This is a genomic window from Flavobacterium xueshanense (assembly GCF_900112975.1).
GTDB lineage: Bacteria > Bacteroidota > Bacteroidia > Flavobacteriales > Flavobacteriaceae > Flavobacterium > Flavobacterium xueshanense.
Map to the genome: position 1 here is coordinate 17,729 of NZ_FONQ01000006.1, position 19,606 is coordinate 37,334.

At 32.8% G+C, this 19,606-nt stretch carries 20 protein-coding genes; 17 read left to right on the forward strand and 3 right to left on the reverse strand.

Annotated elements, in window-relative coordinates; all coding sequences use genetic code 11:
• Positions 1-75: 75 nt before the first annotated feature.
• Positions 76-2,541, forward strand: a complete 2,466-nt coding sequence (priA, locus tag BMZ76_RS07390) for a replication restart helicase PriA (protein ID WP_091204516.1) — start codon at positions 76-78, stop codon at positions 2,539-2,541.
• Between the two features lie 11 nt (positions 2,542-2,552).
• On the opposite strand, the gene BMZ76_RS07395 is transcribed toward priA, so the two are convergent.
• Positions 2,553-3,248 (reverse strand): LytR/AlgR family response regulator transcription factor, encoded by a 696-nt coding sequence (locus BMZ76_RS07395; RefSeq protein ID WP_091204518.1) that lies wholly within the window; start codon positions 3,246-3,248, stop codon positions 2,553-2,555.
• Positions 3,249-3,412: 164 nt separating this feature from the next.
• On the opposite strand from BMZ76_RS07395, the gene rpsF reads away from it, so the two are divergent.
• The 6 genes from rpsF (at position 3,413) to BMZ76_RS07425 (ending at position 7,969) form a co-directional block, all read left to right on the forward strand.
• A complete protein-coding gene (rpsF, locus tag BMZ76_RS07400; RefSeq protein ID WP_035671622.1) occupies positions 3,413-3,754 on the forward strand; it encodes a 30S ribosomal protein S6 in 342 nt (113 codons plus the stop codon).
• A gap of 5 nt (positions 3,755-3,759) precedes the next feature.
• On the forward strand, positions 3,760-4,056 hold the full coding sequence (gene rpsR, locus BMZ76_RS07405; RefSeq protein WP_086454224.1) for a 30S ribosomal protein S18: 297 nt from the start codon (positions 3,760-3,762) through the stop codon (positions 4,054-4,056).
• A gap of 65 nt (positions 4,057-4,121) precedes the next feature.
• On the forward strand, positions 4,122-4,565 hold the full coding sequence (gene rplI / locus BMZ76_RS07410; RefSeq protein ID WP_091204520.1) for a 50S ribosomal protein L9: 444 nt from the start codon (positions 4,122-4,124) through the stop codon (positions 4,563-4,565).
• A gap of 136 nt (positions 4,566-4,701) precedes the next feature.
• A complete protein-coding gene (locus BMZ76_RS07415; protein WP_091204523.1) occupies positions 4,702-5,175 on the forward strand; it encodes a DUF6495 family protein in 474 nt (157 codons plus the stop codon).
• Between the two features lie 75 nt (positions 5,176-5,250).
• Positions 5,251-7,269, forward strand: a complete 2,019-nt coding sequence (ligA, locus tag BMZ76_RS07420; RefSeq protein ID WP_091204525.1) for an NAD-dependent DNA ligase LigA — start codon at positions 5,251-5,253, stop codon at positions 7,267-7,269.
• Positions 7,253-7,969, forward strand: coding sequence for a hypothetical protein (locus tag BMZ76_RS07425; protein WP_091204528.1), 717 nt, complete (start codon positions 7,253-7,255; stop codon positions 7,967-7,969). Before ligA ends, BMZ76_RS07425 begins: the two co-directional genes overlap by 17 nt.
• 39 nt (positions 7,970-8,008) lie before the next feature.
• Here the strand turns inward: BMZ76_RS07425 and BMZ76_RS07430 are convergent, their stop codons facing one another.
• The gene (locus tag BMZ76_RS07430; RefSeq protein WP_091204531.1) at positions 8,009-8,920 is read right to left on the reverse strand and encodes a bifunctional metallophosphatase/5'-nucleotidase; all 912 of its coding nucleotides are present in this window, start codon (positions 8,918-8,920) and stop codon (positions 8,009-8,011) included.
• Between the two features lie 153 nt (positions 8,921-9,073).
• Entirely contained in the window at positions 9,074-9,850 is a 777-nt protein-coding gene (locus BMZ76_RS07435; RefSeq protein WP_091204533.1) for a 5'-nucleotidase C-terminal domain-containing protein, read from the reverse strand.
• 47 nt (positions 9,851-9,897) lie between these two features.
• On the opposite strand from BMZ76_RS07435, the gene BMZ76_RS07440 reads away from it, so the two are divergent.
• The 10 genes from BMZ76_RS07440 to BMZ76_RS07485 all read left to right on the forward strand — a co-directional run bounded on the left by BMZ76_RS07440 (position 9,898) and on the right by BMZ76_RS07485 (position 19,606).
• On the forward strand, positions 9,898-10,416 hold the full coding sequence (locus BMZ76_RS07440) for a DUF6913 domain-containing protein (RefSeq protein ID WP_091204535.1): 519 nt from the start codon (positions 9,898-9,900) through the stop codon (positions 10,414-10,416).
• 7 nt (positions 10,417-10,423) lie between these two features.
• Positions 10,424-11,311 (forward strand): 4-hydroxy-tetrahydrodipicolinate synthase, encoded by an 888-nt coding sequence (gene dapA, locus BMZ76_RS07445; protein WP_091204538.1) that lies wholly within the window; start codon positions 10,424-10,426, stop codon positions 11,309-11,311.
• Between the two features lie 128 nt (positions 11,312-11,439).
• The gene (locus tag BMZ76_RS07450) at positions 11,440-12,234 is read left to right on the forward strand and encodes an outer membrane protein assembly factor BamD (protein WP_091204714.1); all 795 of its coding nucleotides are present in this window, start codon (positions 11,440-11,442) and stop codon (positions 12,232-12,234) included.
• An 8-nt stretch (positions 12,235-12,242) separates the two neighbouring features.
• The gene (locus BMZ76_RS07455; RefSeq protein ID WP_035671643.1) at positions 12,243-12,560 is read left to right on the forward strand and encodes a DNA-directed RNA polymerase subunit omega; all 318 of its coding nucleotides are present in this window, start codon (positions 12,243-12,245) and stop codon (positions 12,558-12,560) included.
• 7 nt (positions 12,561-12,567) lie between these two features.
• Entirely contained in the window at positions 12,568-13,785 is a 1,218-nt protein-coding gene (gene coaBC / locus BMZ76_RS07460; RefSeq protein ID WP_091204715.1) for a bifunctional phosphopantothenoylcysteine decarboxylase/phosphopantothenate--cysteine ligase CoaBC, read from the forward strand.
• A 66-nt stretch (positions 13,786-13,851) separates the two neighbouring features.
• Entirely contained in the window at positions 13,852-14,736 is an 885-nt protein-coding gene (gene porD / locus BMZ76_RS07465; RefSeq protein ID WP_091204541.1) for a type IX secretion system protein PorD, read from the forward strand.
• A 53-nt stretch (positions 14,737-14,789) separates the two neighbouring features.
• Positions 14,790-16,442 carry a DNA repair protein RecN gene (recN, locus tag BMZ76_RS07470; RefSeq protein WP_091204544.1) on the forward strand — a complete coding sequence of 551 codons (1,653 nt, stop codon included), beginning with the start codon at positions 14,790-14,792 and terminating at the stop codon, positions 16,440-16,442.
• A gap of 72 nt (positions 16,443-16,514) precedes the next feature.
• Positions 16,515-17,228, forward strand: a complete 714-nt coding sequence (locus BMZ76_RS07475) for a hypothetical protein (RefSeq protein ID WP_091204547.1) — start codon at positions 16,515-16,517, stop codon at positions 17,226-17,228.
• Positions 17,229-17,299: 71 nt separating this feature from the next.
• Positions 17,300-18,490 carry an enoyl-ACP reductase FabV gene (gene fabV, locus BMZ76_RS07480; RefSeq protein WP_091204549.1) on the forward strand — a complete coding sequence of 397 codons (1,191 nt, stop codon included), beginning with the start codon at positions 17,300-17,302 and terminating at the stop codon, positions 18,488-18,490.
• Between the two features lie 114 nt (positions 18,491-18,604).
• Positions 18,605-19,606 carry a glycosyltransferase family 2 protein gene (locus tag BMZ76_RS07485; RefSeq protein ID WP_091204551.1) on the forward strand — a complete coding sequence of 334 codons (1,002 nt, stop codon included), beginning with the start codon at positions 18,605-18,607 and terminating at the stop codon, positions 19,604-19,606.

The following is a 19,606-nucleotide window of genomic DNA, read 5'->3' on the forward strand; positions in this document are numbered from 1 at the left end:
ATAAATTAAGAGTTATGAGTTCAAAGTAAAAAAGCTAAGCATAACTCACAACTCATAACTCTTAATTACTGTTAAATGCATTTCGTCGAAGTAATTTTACCACTTTCCCTAGCCAAAACCTTTACCTATAGTGTTTCCGAGATGGAATTTCATTACATCAAAAAAGGAATGCGGGTGGCGGTTCCTTTTGGAAAAAGTAAAATTTACACGGCTTTAGTTATTGAAATTCATCAAAACAAACCCGAATTATACGAAGCCAAGGAAATCCATCAAATTCTAGATGAAAGACCCATTGTAACTGAAATCCAAATTAGACATTGGCAATGGATTGCTTCTTATTATATGTGTGCCATCGGGGATGTGTATCGTGGCGCCATGCCAAGTGCACTTTTGCTGGAAAGCGAAACCCTTATTTCTCAAAAAACCGATTCGTTTATCGATACCAGCCTGCTTTCAGATGATGAGTTTTTGGTTTATGAAGCTTTGCAACAGCAAAACTCACTAAAAGTGCAAGATATTATTGCTATTTTAAACAAGAAAAATATTTTTCCTGTTATTCAAAAACTGGTTGATAAGAATATTTTAGTGCTTCAGGAGGAAATCCAAGAAAGTTATAAACCTAAATTAGTTCGATACGTACGTTTACATCCTAAATATGAATCCAATCAAGGCTTAAGCCAGTTATTGGAAACATTAAAAAATGCCAATAAACAAAAGGAAATCGTGATGCGTTATTTCCAATTGTGCGCAACTGAAAAGACACAAGGTGAAGCTAAACCTATTACCGTAAAAAAATTAATTGAGGAAGCTAATTCTTCTGCTGCGATTGTAAAAGCGTTAATCGAAAAAGAAATATTTGAGGATTATTTTCTACAAGAAGACCGAGTAAATTTCAACGGGAAAATAAGAGAAGATGAATTACGATTAAGTGCAACACAACAAACGGCTTTTGAGGAAATAAAAGAAAGTTTCACTTATAAAGAAGTGTGTTTGTTGCATGGCGTAACTTCCAGCGGAAAGACCGAAATTTATATCAAACTCATCGAAGAGTATTTGGCAACGGGAAAACAAATCCTTTATTTATTGCCCGAAATCGCTTTAACCACTCAATTAGTGGGGCGTTTAAGAGCGTATTTTGGAAATAAAGTGGCTGTTTTTCATTCGAAATACAACAATAATGAACGCATTGAAGTTTGGAATCAAGTCTTGCAAAAATCTGAGAAAGCGCAAGTGGTAATAGGAGCAAGGTCCGCCTTGTTTTTGCCATTTCATGATTTGGGATTCATAATTGTAGATGAAGAGCATGAACAAACCTTCAAACAAGTAGATCCGGCTCCAAGATATCATGCGCGCGATGCGGCTATAGTGTTGGCACATTCGCACAAGGCAAAAGTACTTTTGGGTTCAGCGACGCCAAGTATAGAAACGTATTTTAATGCCAAATCAGATAAATTTGGTTTAGTCGAAATTTCCAAGCGATTTGGAAACGTGATGATGCCCAATATCGAATTGGTGGATTTGAAGGACAAATACTTTCGTAAAAAAATGACAGGACATTTCAGCGATGTTTTAGTAGAAGAAATTACAAACGCATTGTCATTGGGAGAACAAGTAATTTTATTTCAAAACAGAAGAGGTTATTCTCCTATCATTGAATGCATCACTTGCGGTCATGTGCCACACTGTCAACAATGCGATGTGAGTTTGACGTACCATAAAAATAAAAATCAATTGCGCTGCCATTATTGCGGATATAGCATGGCTAAGCCTACGCATTGTCACGAGTGTTCCAGTGTTGATTTGACTACAAAAGGCTTTGGAACCGAACAGATCGAACAAGAATTGATTTCTATTTTTCCAAATTCAAAAATTGGTAGGATGGATCAGGATACAACTCGAGGAAAATTTGGTTTCGAGAAAATCATTGATAGTTTCAAAAACAGGGAAATAGATATCTTAGTTGGAACTCAAATGCTGGCTAAAGGATTGGATTTTGACAACGTAAGTTTGGTGGGAATTATGAACGCGGATAATATGTTGTTTCATCCTGATTTTAGAGCTTTCGAAAGAAGCTTCCAGATGATGACGCAAGTTGCAGGTAGAGCCGGACGTTCAGAAAAACAAGGAAAGGTAATCATACAAACCTATAATCCCAATCACAATACGATACAACAAGTCACCAATAACGATTATTTAGGAATGTATAACGAACAGTTGTATGACCGACAAATTTATAAATACCCACCGTATTTCAGAATTATAAAACTGACTTTGAAACAGCGTGATTTTGATAAGTTGAAGGAAGGTTCTATGTGGTTGTATCAAGTGATGAGCCAAAACCTGAATATGCCGGTATTGGGTCCGGAGGAACCAGCTATCAGTAGAATTAGAAATGAATACATTCGAACAATAATTATCAAAATTCCTCAAAATGTGTCTATTGGAAACACAAAAAAAACGATTCAGAAAATGTTAAATAGTTTTGAGGCTGTTGCTCAGTACAGAGCGATTAAAGTTATGTTGAATGTAGATTTTTATTAATGAATAAGATATTAAGAAAATGAAAGTGCTCGAACTAAATCTTCTTTTTTATGTCGACTTAAAGGAATTTTTGTCATTCCAATTTCAGCATATTTGCTGTTGAAACGTTCTACCTTATCAATATTGATAATATATGATTTGTGCACTCTTACAAATTTTTCTTTTGATAAATCGTTCTCAAAAGATTTCATTGTAGAAAGTACTAAATTGCTGTCTTCTTCGGTGACAACTCTAACATAATCACCAAACGCCTCAATCCATTTTATTTTAGAAGTAAAGATTTTTAGTTTTTTTAAATTACTTTTAATGAAAATATGCTCTCCTTCTTCTTCTTTATTGTCCTTTTTAAGTAAATGAAAATCTATAGCTCTTTTGACCGAAGCATTGAATCGATCGATTGCAATAGGTTTCTGAAGGTAATCAGTGGCGTCATAATCAAAAGCTTTCATTGCATATTCAGCCTTTGAAGTGATAAAAATAATTTGTGGTTTTACTTTTAAGCCATCTAAAAAATCAAAACCGTTAATTACTGGCATCTCGATATCAAGAAAAATTAAATCCACATTATGAATAGACATACAACTTCTTGCTTCGATTGCATTAGAAAAATCACCTATTAAATGTAAATTCTGATGATTATTAACTAACTTAGCGATAATCATTCTCTGGATAGAACTATCATCCACCACAACACAGTTTAGTTTCATAATTTTGTATTTTAGATTTAGCTACGTAAACCTACTACTTTTTTATTAAAAAAAAATTAATAGAGCCGATTTTTTTACTATTCATCGAATAAAACTAAAGAAGACTTGTTTATTAAGAATTATTGGTTACTTTTGCACCCAAAATAACAAATAAATATATATTTATGAATCATTATGAAACTGTTTTCATTTTAAATCCCGTTTTATCTGAAGTTCAGGTAAAGGAAACAGTAAGCAAATTTGAAGATTTTCTTACTAGTAGAGGAGCAGAAATGGTGTCGAAAGAAGACTGGGGCCTTAAAAAAATGGCGTACGAAATTCAAAACAAAAAAAGTGGTTTTTACCATTTATTCGAATTCAAAGTAGCTGGAGAAGTTCTTATTGCTTTTGAAACTGAATTTAGACGTGATGAAAGAGTAATGCGTTTCTTGACTGTAAGTCTTGATAAACATGCTATTTCTTGGGCTGAAAGAAGAAGAACTAAATTAAAATCTACAAAAGCTTAATTATCATGGCAACATTACAACAATCGGCTTCAGGAAAAAAAGACGGAGATATCAGATATCTTACGCCTTTGAACATAGAAACTAACAAAACTAAAAAGTATTGTCGTTTCAAAAAATCAGGTATCAAATATATTGATTATAAAGATGCTGATTTCTTATTGAAATTCGTTAATGAGCAGGGAAAAATTCTTCCTCGTCGTTTGACTGGAACTTCATTGAAATACCAAAGAAAAGTGTCAGTTGCAGTGAAAAGAGCGCGTCACATTGCTTTGATGCCTTACGTGGCTGATTTACTAAAATAATAAAATAACTCAGTTGTTGGTTTTCTGAAACATGAAACCTAACTTCTATAACAAAGGACAACAACATGGAACTTATATTAAGACAAGACGTTCAAAATTTAGGATTTAAAGATGATATTGTAACGGTGAAAAATGGTTACGGTCGTAACTTTTTGATACCACAAGGTCACGCACATTTAGCAACTTCTTCTGCAAAGAAAGTATTAGCTGAAAACCTAAAACAAAGAGCGCACAAAGAAGCTAAAGTGGTAGCAGATGCGAAAGCATTAGCTGAAGCTTTAAAAGCTATAGAAATTAAAATCTTTGCAAAAGCAGGTGGTGAAAAATTATTTGGTTCAATCACGAATATTGATATCGCTGAAGCTTTAGCCAAAGGTGGACAACAAATCGAAAGAAAATTCATTACAAGCGGAATCGTTAAGCGTACTGGTAAATATACTGCCAGCGTTCGTTTACACAGAGATGTTATTGTTGAATTAGATTACGAAGTTGTTGCTGAGAAAGCATAAATTTTTTAAATTTATATAATTAAATCTCGATGGAAGTCGGGATTTTTTTTGTTTAGTCTGAACCTGTTTCAGATTCTTTAATTCATAAATAAAGAGCATCTTAAATAATTAAGATGATGAAATAAATTTAGCATAAATGAAATACTCAAGATTAACAAAAGAGCAATTTGAAGAATTGAATCAGGAATTCAGTACTTTTTTAGCAACTCAAGCAATTGATAGAGCAGAATGGGATACAATCAAAGCTTCAAAACCAGAAGTTGCCGAACAAGAGCTCGAAGTTTTTTCTGATTTAATTTGGGAAGGTGTTCTGTCGAAAGCAACCTATTTAGAACATTTTTCTAAAAATCATATTTTCCTTTTTCATTGTTTTGATACCCATGTTCAATCGATTGTTTTGAAATCATTGATTCCTGAAGTTGATTTTTTGACTAAAGAAGGATTGCAATGGCTTAGCGATAATATGTTTACGGATACTATTGAAATGAAAATTGGAAAAAAAGAGTTTACAGAAGACCGTAACACCTCCATTTTTGAATTAATACAACAAGGTTCGTTTTTGAGTGATGGTCTTTTATACCAACAAATAAATACGATTATAGCATCGTAATTGTATTGCTATTTATTTTTAATTGGTTATTTTAGTACACTTTTTTAAAACTAAAACAGCCAATTTTTATTTTCTATGGATATTCAAAATACGATTCAAAAATTAAGGGAGGAATTAAATCAACACAATTATAATTACTATGTGTTAGATAAACCTATAATTTCTGATTATGAATTTGATTTTAAATTAAAGCAACTTCAAGAGCTTGAAAGTCAATATCCGGAGTATTTTGACGAAAGTTCACCGACCCAGCGTGTAGGAGGAACGATAACGAAAAACTTCCAGACTGTACCGCATGAACACCGAATGTATTCTCTTGATAATTCGTATTCCAAGGAAGAATTAATCGAATGGGAGAAACGCATTCAAAAAGTTCTTGGAGAAGTTCCATTAGAATATACTTGTGAATTAAAATACGATGGTGCTTCTATCAGTATAACTTACGAAAACGGAATTCTAAAACGTGCCGTAACTCGAGGTGATGGTTTTCAAGGCGACGATGTGACTAATAATATCAAAACCATAAAATCAATTCCGTTAAAATTAAAAGGGAATTTCCCTTCTAAATTTGATATTCGTGGCGAAATAATTCTGCCTTTTGCAGGTTTCGAAAAAATGAACCAGGAATTAATTGAAATAGGTGAAACACCTTACTCAAATCCGAGAAATACTGCTTCTGGAAGTTTAAAATTACAGGACAGCGCGGAAGTTGCAAAACGACCATTGGATTGTTTGTTGTATTTTTTAATTGGAAATAATCTGCCTTTTAAATCGCAATTTGAAGGTTTAGAAACTGCCAGACAATGGGGATTTAAAGCGCCTAAAGAAGCTAAACTGGCGCGTAATTTGGATGAAGTTTTTCAATACATTGATTATTGGGACAGTCACAGGCATAATCTTCCTTATGAAACCGATGGTGTAGTGGTAAAAGTAAATTCTTTTCACTATCAGGATGAATTGGGTTTTACTGCAAAATCACCTCGTTGGGCAATTGCCTATAAATTTAAATCAGAACAGGTTTCGACAAAATTGAATTCTATTTCATATCAGGTAGGACGAACAGGTTCTATAACTCCAGTAGCTAATTTAGAGCCAGTGCAATTGGCAGGAACTGTTGTAAAACGTGCTTCTTTACACAATGCAGATCAAATAGAAAAGTTAGATATTCGTGTAGGTGACACTGTTTTTGTAGAAAAAGGAGGGGAGATTATTCCTAAAATTATTGCTGTTGATTTGATTAAGCGTCTTGATAATTCAGAGCCTACAAAATACATCACACATTGTCCGGAATGCAATACTGAATTGGTGAGAAGCGAAGGAGAAGCCAACCATTATTGTCCTAATTTTTATGGCTGTCCGCCGCAAATTATTGGGAGAATCCAACATTTTATTTCAAGGAAAGCAATGGATATTGAAGGTCTTGGAGGTGAAACGGTAGCCTTGTTATTCAATAACGGGTTGGTTCATAATTATGCCGATTTGTATGAATTAACAGTTGAGCAAATTCGCCCTTTGGAGCGAATGGCTCAAAAATCTGCAGAAAATTTGGTGAATGGTGTAGCGAATTCAAAGAATATTTCTTTTGAACGGGTTTTATTTGCACTTGGAATACGCTTCGTTGGAGAAACAGTAGCGAAAAAATTGGCTAAACATTATAAAAGTATCGATGCATTGCGTCAGGCTACTTTGATGGATTTGATTTTAGTGGATGAAATTGGTGAACGAATTGCGCAAAGTGTACTAGATTTTTTTGATAATCAGGAAAATAGTATTATCATTGAAAGACTTAAAAAATATGGATTACAATTTGAAATTATTGAAAAGATAAATCCAAATGCTACAGATAAACTTTCCGGTAAAACGTTTGTAGTTTCGGGTGTCTTTGAGAAATTTTCTAGGGACGATTTGAAAAAAGCAATTGAAGATAATGGAGGAAAAGTGGGAAGTTCCATTTCGGCAAAAACGGATTATGTTATAGCTGGGGATAATATGGGACCCGCTAAATTAGACAAAGCCAATAAACTAAATGTTTCGATAATTTCCGAAGATGATTTTATCAATTTAATTAATAAAACTAATGCAGCTACTGACTAAAAATTATAATTTTTCACAGGGAAACGCAATCGTTGGTTTAATTTTTTCTTTTACAATTATTGAAGTTCTTGCAGAATTATTTTCTTTCAAAATAATTTTATTTGCATTTCGACCATTGATAGCATTATTGTTAATGTATCTGTATTGGATTACCTCTAAGGAAAGAAATGTGTTTTTCTTTATATCTATCTTCTTTTTGTTGCTTACCAGTATATTTATTATTTCGGAATCATTACCTTTTTTAATAGTTGGATTAGCCGGAATTGTAATCCATCGTATTTTACTTATATTATATATTATAAAGTTGAATAAGGTCAAAGATTTTTTGCCCATACTAATAGCAGTAATTCCTTTTATTTTTATTTTTTCTTATTTGCTTTCTATTTCGGATGAAATTCCAAAGGAGAGTTATTATCCTTTAGTAATCCAAAATATTTTGGTATCCATTCTTGGAGGAGTTGTTTTGTCTAATTATTTTATGAATGAAACTAAAAATACACCTTGGCTGTCAATCTTTGGAGTATTATCTATAGCGCTGTATTTTATTGTATTTATTGAGAAATGTTTTCTGCCTAATTTGCCTCCAACGTACTTTAGACCATTGGGAATGATTTTGTATGTAACGAGTTATTATGCTTTTTATAAATTTGTCATTGATACCGAAAGATTGAAAGCAGATGTAAATGAAGATAACGAATAAACTATTGAAGTTTATTGCTAATAATAAAATCGGTTACAGCTACACTATAATCGATTTTCCTTCAAAAGCTTTTGATTTATTATTATCTACATAAAAATCTATTCTTCCTAAGTTAATACCGTAACAACCTACCTGATTTACTAAAACTTCTTTGCCCACAAGATTCTTTGCAACTGTAGGTTTGTCCAGAAAAGTATGAGTATGACCACCAATGATTAAGTCAATATCCTGAGTCAGTTCGGCTAATTTTAAATCACAAATCTTATTTGGCTCGTCTCTGTATTTGTATCCTAAATGCGACAAACAAATCACGATATCACATTGCTTTTCTTTTTTTAAAATCCGAACTATATCTTGAGCAGTCTCGACAGGATTATTATACACGGTTTCCTTGTACATCCCTTTGTCAACCAATCCTGCAAGCTCGATTCCAAGCCCAAAAACACCCACTTTTATTCCGTTTTTATTGAATATTTTATATGGCTTTACATAACCATCCATCACAGTATTTTTAAAATCGTAATTGGCGGACAGGAATTGAAATTTAGCGTGGGGCATCTGCGCAAGTAAACCTTCCACACCATTATCAAAATCATGATTTCCTATGGTAGATGCATCATATTGCATCATACTCATCAACTTGAACTCTAATTCTCCACCGTAATAATTAAAATAAGGCGTTCCCTGAAAAATATCACCTGCATCGAGCAACAATACATTTGGATTTTCTTTTCTGATCGTTTCAATCAAAGCGGCTCTTCGTGCCACGCCACCCATATTTGCATTTCTAGGATGATCCGCAGGAAATGGATCAATATAACTGTGAACATCATTAGTGTGTAAAACTGTCAATTGTCTGGTTTTAGAGGTCTCAAAACTGCTCAATGACACACCTAAACTCAATAAAGCCGAACCGGCAGCTGTTTTCTCAATAAATTCTCTTCTTTTCATTTTATATTTTTTTGGAGCTATTTCCCGCTCTACGCTGTATCCACGCGAAAAAGCGTGGGATGCCGCTTCAATCGGGGCTAAGGCTTTATATTTTCAAAATTACTTTCGGTTATTTAAAACTGAATAATGCGACTGAACTCTGAATACTTATTTTTATTCAACCGTAATTCTAACATCTTTTATCACAGGAATGGTGTCAACTTCTTTAAAATAATCAATAAGAATATTTCGTAATTTGTATTCTAAATCAAATTTCTGAACACCTTTTTTGAAGAAATTCATGTTGTCTCCACCACCAGATAAATAATCATTGGTTCCCACATAATAAATGGTCTCTTTTTGAACAGGTTTCCCTTGAACTAAAATATTTTTGGCAAAATTATTTTTATCAATTGTAAAAGTTACTCCGGCTAATGGGTGTGGTTTCTTTTCAGCAATAAAAAAGTCGATCATTTCAAGAATTTGTTCTCCTTTTAATGCAATCACAACCAAACTGTTTTCAAAAGGCATAATTTCAAAAGCTGTTCTGGCTGTTACATTTCCTTTTGGAAGTATGGAACGAATCCCTCCGCTGTTAAGCAAACAAACATCAATATTCTTTTTTTCTCTGGCTTGAAATACGATATTTCCTCTCATTAAAGTAACATCAGCCATCAAATTACCAATTGTACTTTGCCATTTACCAGCGCTTTTATCCAATGTTTCCGGACAATAAGCCAGCACGCTGTCTAAATCTTTGTTAATATGTTCCCGATACGGTTTTATGAAATTTTCAATTGCAGGAACGTGATTTTCCTTTTCAGTAATAGGAATTCGTTTTCCTTCTATTTTTGTGACGTAATTTTGCTTGCTGCAAGAGGCAACAAAAAAAAATGTTAAGAATATAACAAAAAGTTTAGAAACGTCGTTATACTTTTTTAGATTTACCATTTTAAATGCAACTTAATTAATTAATTTTGTAACCAAGTAAAAGTAATATGTTTTTGAATTATATAAAGAATTTTTTAATAAAAAAAACATTAAAAAATAGCTTGCAAGATTCAAAAATGAATCACTCATCAGTTATTGTACAAACCGTTGGTTTGCTGGTAGATGTAACTGATTTTGCAGCAACCGAATTATTGATTGCAGAGTTAATAGCAAACGGAATTTTAGAGAAAAATATAAAAACAATCGTTTATTGTGATGCTGTTAAGAAAAAAGAAGGATTGAAATATCCCACATTTAGTGGAGCGCAACTAAAATGGAATGGAGAAATTAGAGGTCACGAGATTAATGAGTTCAGCAATGAAAAGTTTGATTTGTTAATCAATTTTTATGACATCGAGAAAGCAATTTTAATGCAAATTACGCATGATTCTAAAGCACAATTTAAAGTTGGCTTTTCATCAATAGACAAAAGATTAAATCATTTTATAATCAAAACGGAAATCAATAATGACGCCGTTTTTGTAAAAGAGTTATTTAAATATTTAAAATTATTAAACAAAATATAAATATAATATGCAATCATTAATAGGAACCGGAGTTGCTCTTGTAACTCCGTTTAAACAAGATTTTTCAATTGATACCGAAGCATTAAAAAGAATTGTAAATTTTTCTATCGATGGAGGAATTGAATATCTTGTCATTTTGGGAACTACGGCAGAAAATGCAACTTTGTCTCAAGACGAAAAAGAATTAGTTATACGTACCGTAATCGAAGCTAATAATGGTGCTTTGCCATTAGTTTTGGGAGTGGGAGGAAATAATACAGCAAAAGTTGTTGATGAGTTAAAAACCAGAGATTTGTCAGCGTTTACGGCTATACTTTCTGTTTCTCCATATTATAATAAACCAACGCAGGAAGGGATTTACCAACATTTTAAAGCCGTTGCTGAAGCTTCTCCAATCCCGGTAATTTTATATAATGTTCCAGGAAGAACGGCAAGCAATATGTTGCCTTCAACTGTTTTGCGTTTGGCTAATGATTTCGAAAATGTTGTAGCTATAAAAGAAGCGGCAGGAGATATTGTTCAGGCGATGCAATTATTAAAAGACAAACCGAAAAATTTTCTGGTAATCTCCGGTGATGATATGATTGCTTTACCGATGGTTTTAGCAGGCGGATCAGGCGTAATATCTGTAATTGGTCAAGGTTTTCCGAAAGAATTTTCTGAAATGATTCGGTTGGGTTTGAATCGCAAAGTAGATGAAGCATTCAAAACGCAATACCTTTTAGCGGAGTGTATCGATATGATTTTTGAGCAAGGAAATCCAGCTGGAATCAAACAAGTGTTTCTGTCACTGGGAATTTCTGAAAATACAGTGCGTTTGCCATTGGTGAATGTCGATGATACGTTAGCAAACAGAATTGATAAATTTGTAAAAAAAGTGAATAGAAAAGGGTAAAAAATCGTTCTTTTTATAAACAAAAAATTTATTTTGAAGTCGCTGAATTAATAACTAAATTTGCCACCGAAACTTCGGTATGGTTTTGTGGGTTGTTTCAACTTGCAAATCATGAAAAAAGTAAAAAAATGAAAAAAATAATATCTCTATTGCTTCTTGTTGCTGTTTTCAGTTCTTGTAACGAGTACCAAAAAGCATTAAAAACCGAAGATGTTGCTGTCAAGTTTGAAATGGCGACTCAGTTATATGATGCAGGAAAATATTCGAAAGCGATTCGTATTTTTGAACAAATTGCTCCGGCTTACAGAGGAAAACCTCAAGCTGAAAAACTGTTTTATATGTTCTCGCAATCGTATTACAAAACAAAACAATACTATTTAGCCGGATACCAATTTGAAAGTTTTGTTTCGGGTTACCCTAAAAGTGAAAAATTAGAAGAAGCTGCTTATTTAGGTGCAAAAAGTTATTCAATGTTGTCACCAGTTTACAGTTTAGATCAAACGGAAACCAATAAAGCGCTAGATAAACTGCAGTCTTTTATAGACAATTATCCAAACTCACAATACATTACTGAAGCAAATACTGCTGTGAAAGTATTAAGTGAGAAAATTGAGAAAAAAGTATTTGAAAATGCTAAAGGATACAATACAATTTCAGATTTTAAATCTGCTATCGTGGCTTTAGATAATTTTGTTGCTGATTATCCTGGAACGCCTTACAAAGAAGATGCATTGTATTACAAGTTAGATTCTGCATATCAATTGGCCATTAATAGTGTTCCTGCAAAAATGGAAGAGCGATTGAATGTTGCCAAAGTTGCGCAATCAAATTTGATAAAATTTAATGCAGAAACGAAATACAAAAAAGTAGCTAACGAAATGTTAGTTCGAATAGAAAAAGATTTACAAAAATTTACTAAATAAATAAAGTCATGGATTTAAAAAAGACGAATGCTCCAGTAAATACAATAACATACAACAAAAATGTTATTGAAGAACCTACTGGTAATGTGTATGAAGCGATAACCATTATGGCTAAAAGAGCAAACCAAATCAACTCTGAAATTAAAAAAGAATTGACAGAGAAATTGGAAGAATTTGCTACATATAATGACAGTCTTGAAGAAGTTTTTGAAAACAAAGAACAAATTGAGGTTTCAAAATTTTACGAAAAATTACCTAAGCCACACGCTTTAGCAGTTCAAGAATGGTTAGATGGTAAAATCTACCACAGAGATTCAAATAAATAATAGTACGATGTCAGTTTTAAGCGGTAAGAAAATTCTACTTGGAGTTTCTGGTGGAATTGCAGCCTATAAAACAGCATCATTAGTACGACTTTTCATAAAAGCAGGTGCACATGTCCAAGTGATAATGACACCTGCTTCTAAGGATTTTGTAACTCCTCTTACTTTATCCACGTTATCAAAAAATCCTGTTCACTCCAGTTTTTACAATCAAGACGACGACAATGAAAAATGGAACAATCATGTTGAATTAGCACTTTGGGCTGATTTGATGGTAATTGCGCCTGCAACAGCAAATACATTGTCTAAAATGACAAATGGGACTTGTGATAATCTTTTGATTGCAGCTTATTTATCTGCAAAATGTCCGGTGTATTTTGCTCCTGCAATGGATTTAGACATGTACAAACATCCCTCAACGGTAGCTAATTTCTCTTCTTTAACTCGATTTGGCAATGTTATAATTCCTGCTGAAAGCGGTGAATTAGCAAGCGGATTATCCGGTGAAGGAAGAATGGCGGAACCTGAAAATATTGTAGCTTTTATTGAAGCCGATTTAAACAGCAAATTGCCACTTAAAGGGAAAAAAATATTAATTACTGCTGGTCCCACTTATGAAGCAATAGATCCTGTACGCTTCATAGGCAATCATTCTTCGGGTAAAATGGGTTTTGATATTGCCTTAAGCGCTGCGAATTTAGGTGCTTCGGTGATTTTGGTTTCGGGACCTACAAATTTTAAAGTTTCAAATCCATTAATCGATGTTATTTTAGTAGTTTCTGCCGAAGAAATGTACATTGCTTGTCATCAGTTCTTTGCTGACGTAGATGTTGCAATTGCAGCTGCAGCCGTCGCAGATTATAAACCTCAGAATGTTGCTCAACAAAAAATCAAAAAAGTAGCGGATAATTTTACAATTGAACTTGAAAAAACGAAAGATATTTTAGCTTCTTTGGGTGCTAAAAAGAAAAATCAGTTTCTGATTGGTTTTGCTTTAGAAACAGAAAATGAAATTGAAAATGCAAAGCTGAAAATTCAGAAAAAAAACTTAGATTTGATAGTTTTAAATTCATTACAAGATCAAGGTGCCGGTTTTGGTAAGCTAACGAATAAGGTAACTTTTATTGATAAATATTTCAATATTGAACCTATGGAATTAAAATCAAAAGAAGCAGTGGCAGATGATATCCTAAACAAAGTAATAACGCATTTAGGAATTCAACGATAACAAGCAATACGTGCAAGCTAATAATAGTTTTGATTTAGATAAAAGCAAAATAATAAAAATCTACAGATGAATAAAATAGTTACCTTTTTGCTGCTTTTTATTGTTGGTTTTGCCCAAGCCCAACAACTAAATTGTGTGGTTACCGTAGATTCAAAAAGGTTAAGCGTCACCAATCAACAAGTTTTTAAAACCTTAGAAACGTCCATAGGCGAGTTTTTAAATAAAACAGATTGGACGGGTCAAGCTGTAAAGCAAAGTGAAAAAATTAATTGTTCGATGTATATTACTGTTTCTGGTAACAGTTCGGATCAATTTACAGCAACAATTCAAGTACAATCTTCCAGACCAGTATTTAATTCTTTTTATTCTTCGCCTGTATTAAATTATAATGACAAAGACTTTAATTTTAGATATACAGAGTTTGAAAATCTAGTATTCAATCCCACTACGTTCGATTCTAATTTAGTTTCAGTCCTAGCTTTTTACAGTTATGTAATTTTAGCAATGGATGCCGATACATTTGTGGCTGAATCTGGAACCCCTAATTTTGAGATTGCTCAAAATATTTCAAATGTGGCGCAGCTAGGCGGTTCCAAAGGCTGGGGCCAAGCTGATGGAAACCAAAATCGTTACTTTTTGATAAACGATATTTTATCTCCAACTTTCAAACCAGTCAGACAAACCATGTACGATTATCATACTGGATTAGATTTGATGAGTCAGGATTTAAAAGCTTCGAAAGAAAAAATAAAAGGATCGTTGATTAATTTAGCAAAATTAAACCTGTTAAGACCGAATGCCTTTTTAACACGTGTCTTTTTTGATGCTAAATCAGATGAAGTCGTTTCTATATTTTCTGGTGGACCCAGTATTACCATATCAGATTTAGTTGACAATCTGAACAAAATTTCTCCTTTAAACTCAAGCAAATGGGTAGCAATTAAATATTAATTGGTCTTCAATTTTAGTTTAATTTTACTTCTTCCTAAAACACAATATATTAAATGATAACGTCACTTTCGATAAAAAACTATGCTTTAATAGAAAAATTGACTATCGATTTTTCAAAAGGTTTTTCAACAATTACCGGAGAAACCGGTGCGGGTAAATCAATAATTTTAGGAGCATTAGGATTGGTTTTAGGAAAAAGAGCCGACTTGACTTCTTTAAAAAATAAAGAAGAAAAGTGTATAATTGAAGCTCATTTTGAAATTTCTAAGTATAATTTACTTCCTTTTTTTAAGGCCAATGATTTAGATTATGAAAATGATACTATAATCAGACGTGAAATTCTTCCTTCCGGAAAATCAAGAGCTTTTATCAATGATAGTCCCGTAAATCTGCAGGAATTACAGGAACTGAGCTTGTTCTTGATTGATATTCATTCGCAGCAGCAAACTCAGAAACTTTCGGATGAGAATGTGCAGTTCGAAATTATTGATGCAATTGCTAATAATAAAGAAATAATTCTGGAATATCAAACGCTTTTAAAAAGCTATAAATCGGATAAATCCAAATTAAATTCACTGCTGAAAAGACAAAGCGAATCTAAAAAAGAGCAAGAATACAATACTTTTTTATTGGATGAATTAATAGCAGCACAATTAAAATCAGGTGAACAAGAATCTCTTGAGGCTGATTTTGAAAAATTGAATAATGTTGAGATTATAAAAGATTCTATCGATAGATCTTTGGCTGTTGCCAATGAAGAACAAATTGGTGTACTGCATAATTTGAATGAAATCAAGGTTTCATTACAAAAAATAGCTTCTTTTTCAACTGAATATTATTCTCTGCTAGAGAGGATTACAAGCTTGACAATTGAGTTTGATGATATTTCGGATGAAATGATTCGCTGTTCAGAAAAACTGATAAATGATCCGGAACAACTGGATTTAATAAGTCAAAAGCTTCAGGTAATCTTCACTTTGCAAAAGAAACATCAGGTTTCATCTGTGGATGAATTGCTTCAAATTCAGGCGAATCTAGAAAATTCAGTTTTGGAGTTAGGCAATATGGAAGAAGAGATAACTGCATTGACGTTTTCTATTAAACAAAAAACAGTTGAATTGGATGCTTTTTCGACAACAATTCATAATAATAGATTGGTTTCGATTCCAGTTTTATCTCAAAAATTGATTACTATTTTAGCAACTTTGGGAATGCCAAATGTTCGTTTCAATATTGATATTAATACGACGGAAACCTATTTCCAAAACGGAAAAGATGAGCTTCAGTTTTTGTTTTCTGCCAATAAAGGAACTGATTTTGGTTTATTGAAAAAAGTAGCTTCCGGCGGGGAAATGTCAAGAATTATGCTTGCGGTAAAAGCGATATTGGCACAATATTCAAAATTACCAACATTGATCTTTGATGAAATTGACACTGGTGTTTCTGGAGAAATAGCTATTAGAATGGGGGAAATTATGAAAGAAATGAGCCAAAAAATGCAAATTTTTGCAATTACGCATTTACCCCAAATTGCGGCAAAAGGAAATGCACATTTTAAAGTATTTAAATCGACCGTTGGCGAGGATACGCAATCGGAATTGAAGCTTTTGAATGACGATGAAAGAATTGTTGAAATCGCGCAAATGTTATCAGGAACTGTTGTTTCTGATTCGGCCTTAAATCATGCCAAAGCCTTGCTCAACTAATATTTTACTATATATTTGTCTCTAAGAAATTAACGCGAATTTAATTAAAGTTATTTATTTAAAAAATAAAATATGTATTTCAAAAAATCGATCGGAATATTGAGTGTAATTAGTATTTCTTTTTTTAATACCTCTTTTGGGCAAGCGTTAGATCCGAACCATACAGTTGGTTCTATTCCAGCCAATAATTATATGTATTCGGTTAGTGATTATTCAGAGGGATTTTATGTTACTTTAGAAGACTTCATTAATAAAAAAACTACCAAAATTAATCCAGTTGAACGCAGAACAATTGTAGGGTTAGAAAAAAAATTAATACATAAAAATTCTATTGTTGATCATGTTTTTCTGTACACTATTGCTGATCAAACTAAATTGACCGGAGTTTTTGCTGTTTCACTCAATGGAAATCTTTATGTACAACAAAAAAATTTTCGAAAATATGCAGTGAAAGGTGATAAGAGTGAAGAAGGAGATAATCCAAATTCGTATCACAGGGTATTACAAGCCGGAAAGTTTCTATATTTAGAGGCAGAGCTTGCTAATGGATGGTCAAAAGGATTGGCCTATGGAAGTGGTGGAGCTATAGGAGGTGTGATTGGTTCTTCAATGAATAGACTGAAAGGAATTGTATTTGATATCAATAAAAAAGAGTTTAATGTTTTAAAAGACTGTAAGGATTTTAATGAATTTTTAACCAGTTATCAAGTAGAAAACGTGAAATGTGAAAACAAGAAAATAGATATTATCACGGTTAGGGAAAATATTAATAAAATAATAAAATAAGGTATTTATATTTTTTTTGAATTAAAGAATAGGAAAGTCTAACAATATAAAAACGGAAACAAAAGATAGTTATGATTATTGAACCAAGAATGAGAGGATTTATTTGTACGACATCACACCCAAAAGGATGCGAGCAAAATGTTAAAAATCAAATAGAATATATACAATCAAAAGGCGCAATTGAAGGTGCAAAAAAAGTATTAGTAATTGGTGCTTCAACCGGTTTTGGTTTGGCTTCCAGAATTACAAGTGCTTTCGGTTCTGATGCAGCAACTATTGGTGTGTTTTTTGAAAAAGCTCCTTCTGAAGGAAAAACAGCTTCTCCAGGTTGGTATAATTCTGCAGCTTTTGAAACAGAGGCACATAAAGCAGGTTTGTATGCAAAAAGTGTTAATGGTGATGCGTTTTCAAATGAAATAAAACAACAAACATTAGATCTTATAAAAGCTGATTTGGGGCAAGTAGACTTAGTTATCTATAGTTTAGCTTCTCCGGTTCGAATGCATCCGGTTACTGGTGTTTTGCATCGTTCAGTATTGAAACCTATCGGTGGGACGTATACCAATAAAACGGTTGATTTTCACTCAGGTAAAGTTTCTGAAATCTCAATCGAACCATGCAGTGGTGACGATATTGAAAACACAGTTGCCGTTATGGGCGGTGAAGATTGGGCGATGTGGATTGATGCTTTAAAAGCAGAAAATCTTCTTGCTGCAGGAGCTACAACGGTTGCTTATTCTTATATTGGACCATCATTGACTGAGGCAGTGTATAGAAAAGGAACTATTGGTCGTGCCAAAGATCATCTCGAAGCGACTGCATTTGCTATCACGGAAAGTTTAGCTGCTATTGACGGAAAAGCATTTGTTTCTGTAAATAAAGCATTGGTTACACAAGCAAGTTCAGCCATTCCGGTTATTCCATTGTATATTTCATTATTGTATAAAATAATGAAAGAAGAAGGAATTCATGAAGGTTGTATCGAACAAATTCAACGTTTGTATCAAATAAGATTGTATACCGGAAATGAAGTTCCAGTTGATGAGAAAGGAAGAATACGTATTGACGATTTAGAAATGCGCCCGGATGTTCAGGAAAAAGTAGCTAAATTATGGATTGAAGCTGTAACTGAAAACTTAGCTGAAATTGGAGATTTAGAAGGATATAGAAAAGATTTCTACAATCTATTTGGCTTTGACGTAGCAGGAGTAGATTATAAAGCAGATGCAAACGAAGTGGTAAACATCGAAAGTATTGACTAATCAAATTACTGAATTTAAAATTTATAAAACCATCAATTAATAGTTGATGGTTTTTTTATGGATAAAGATTACATTTGTTAAAATTTTTTAAGTCTAAAAATACACATTATATTTATGTTTTTTTCCCTAATTATACCTGTTTATAATCGTCCTGACGAAGTTGATGAGCTTTTAGAAAGTTTATCGCATTCAACGTATCCTGAAATATTTGAAATTGTTTTAGTAGAAGATGGGTCTACTTTAGTTTGTAAAGATGTTGCTCAAAAATATGGTGACACATTAAATATTTCATATTATTATAAGAAAAATTCAGGACCTGGCGATTCCAGAAATTACGGAATGCAGAAAGCCAGAGGAAATTATTTTATCATTTTCGATTCGGATTGTATTATTCCAACACAATATTTATCAGAAGTTGATAAAGCTTTAAAACAAAATTATGTGGATTGTTTTGGAGGACCTGATAAAGCATTAGATAGTTTTTCGGATATTCAAAAAGCGATCAATTTTGCAATGACTTCGTTTCTGACTACAGGTGGAATTAGAGGTGGTTCGGAGAAAATTGATAAATTTCAGCCCAGAAGTTTTAATATGGGATTATCCAGAAAAGCTTTTGAAGCATCAAAAGGTTTTGGAAATATCCATCCGGGGGAAGATCCTGATTTGTCAATTCGTTTGTGGAATTTGGGTTTTGAAACCAAACTGTTTCCTAATGCTTACGTGTATCATAAGAGAAGAATTGATTGGAAAAAGTTTTCTATTCAGGTTAATAAATTTGGAAAAGCAAGACCGATTCTGAACAGTTGGTATCCAAAATATAATAAACTGACTTTTTTCTTTCCTTCCGTTTTTATCATTGGATTTTTTACTTCCGTTGTATTGTTGTTCATTTTTAATTTTGATTACCTACTTCAGTTGTATTTTTTTTACTTTTTCGTACTGTTTTTGGTGTCTTCTTACCAAAATAGAAGTGTTAAAATAGGCTACTTATCAATAATAGCGGTTTGGAAACAGTTTTACGGATACGGTTTAGGCTTTATAAAATCGTATTATATGGTAATTATTTTGAAACAAAAACCCCAAGAAGCTTTTCCCGAATTATTTTTTAAAGTGTAA

Bases quoted from the DNA above. Each gene is read 5' to 3' on its own strand.
- BMZ76_RS07425 (WP_091204528.1), top strand. From the start codon at position 7,253: ATGCAGCTACTGACTAAAAATTATAATTTTTCACAGGGAAACGCAATC.
- rpsF (WP_035671622.1), top strand. From the start codon at position 3,413: ATGAATCATTATGAAACTGTTTTCATTTTAAATCCCGTTTTATCTGAA.
- BMZ76_RS07415 (WP_091204523.1), top strand. From the start codon at position 4,702: ATGAAATACTCAAGATTAACAAAAGAGCAATTTGAAGAATTGAATCAG.
- BMZ76_RS07395 (WP_091204518.1), bottom strand. From the start codon at position 3,248: ATGAAACTAAACTGTGTTGTGGTGGATGATAGTTCTATCCAGAGAATG.
- ligA (WP_091204525.1), top strand. From the start codon at position 5,251: ATGGATATTCAAAATACGATTCAAAAATTAAGGGAGGAATTAAATCAA.
- dapA (WP_091204538.1), top strand. From the start codon at position 10,424: ATGCAATCATTAATAGGAACCGGAGTTGCTCTTGTAACTCCGTTTAAA.
- BMZ76_RS07485 (WP_091204551.1), top strand. From the start codon at position 18,605: ATGTTTTTTTCCCTAATTATACCTGTTTATAATCGTCCTGACGAAGTT.
- coaBC (WP_091204715.1), top strand. From the start codon at position 12,568: ATGTCAGTTTTAAGCGGTAAGAAAATTCTACTTGGAGTTTCTGGTGGA.
- porD (WP_091204541.1), top strand. From the start codon at position 13,852: ATGAATAAAATAGTTACCTTTTTGCTGCTTTTTATTGTTGGTTTTGCC.
- BMZ76_RS07435 (WP_091204533.1), bottom strand. From the start codon at position 9,850: ATGGTAAATCTAAAAAAGTATAACGACGTTTCTAAACTTTTTGTTATA.
- BMZ76_RS07475 (WP_091204547.1), top strand. From the start codon at position 16,515: ATGTATTTCAAAAAATCGATCGGAATATTGAGTGTAATTAGTATTTCT.
- BMZ76_RS07450 (WP_091204714.1), top strand. From the start codon at position 11,440: ATGAAAAAAATAATATCTCTATTGCTTCTTGTTGCTGTTTTCAGTTCT.
- rpsR (WP_086454224.1), top strand. From the start codon at position 3,760: ATGGCAACATTACAACAATCGGCTTCAGGAAAAAAAGACGGAGATATC.
- rplI (WP_091204520.1), top strand. From the start codon at position 4,122: ATGGAACTTATATTAAGACAAGACGTTCAAAATTTAGGATTTAAAGAT.
- fabV (WP_091204549.1), top strand. From the start codon at position 17,300: ATGATTATTGAACCAAGAATGAGAGGATTTATTTGTACGACATCACAC.
- BMZ76_RS07430 (WP_091204531.1), bottom strand. From the start codon at position 8,920: ATGAAAAGAAGAGAATTTATTGAGAAAACAGCTGCCGGTTCGGCTTTA.
- priA (WP_091204516.1), top strand. From the start codon at position 76: ATGCATTTCGTCGAAGTAATTTTACCACTTTCCCTAGCCAAAACCTTT.
- BMZ76_RS07440 (WP_091204535.1), top strand. From the start codon at position 9,898: ATGTTTTTGAATTATATAAAGAATTTTTTAATAAAAAAAACATTAAAA.
- recN (WP_091204544.1), top strand. From the start codon at position 14,790: ATGATAACGTCACTTTCGATAAAAAACTATGCTTTAATAGAAAAATTG.
- BMZ76_RS07455 (WP_035671643.1), top strand. From the start codon at position 12,243: ATGGATTTAAAAAAGACGAATGCTCCAGTAAATACAATAACATACAAC.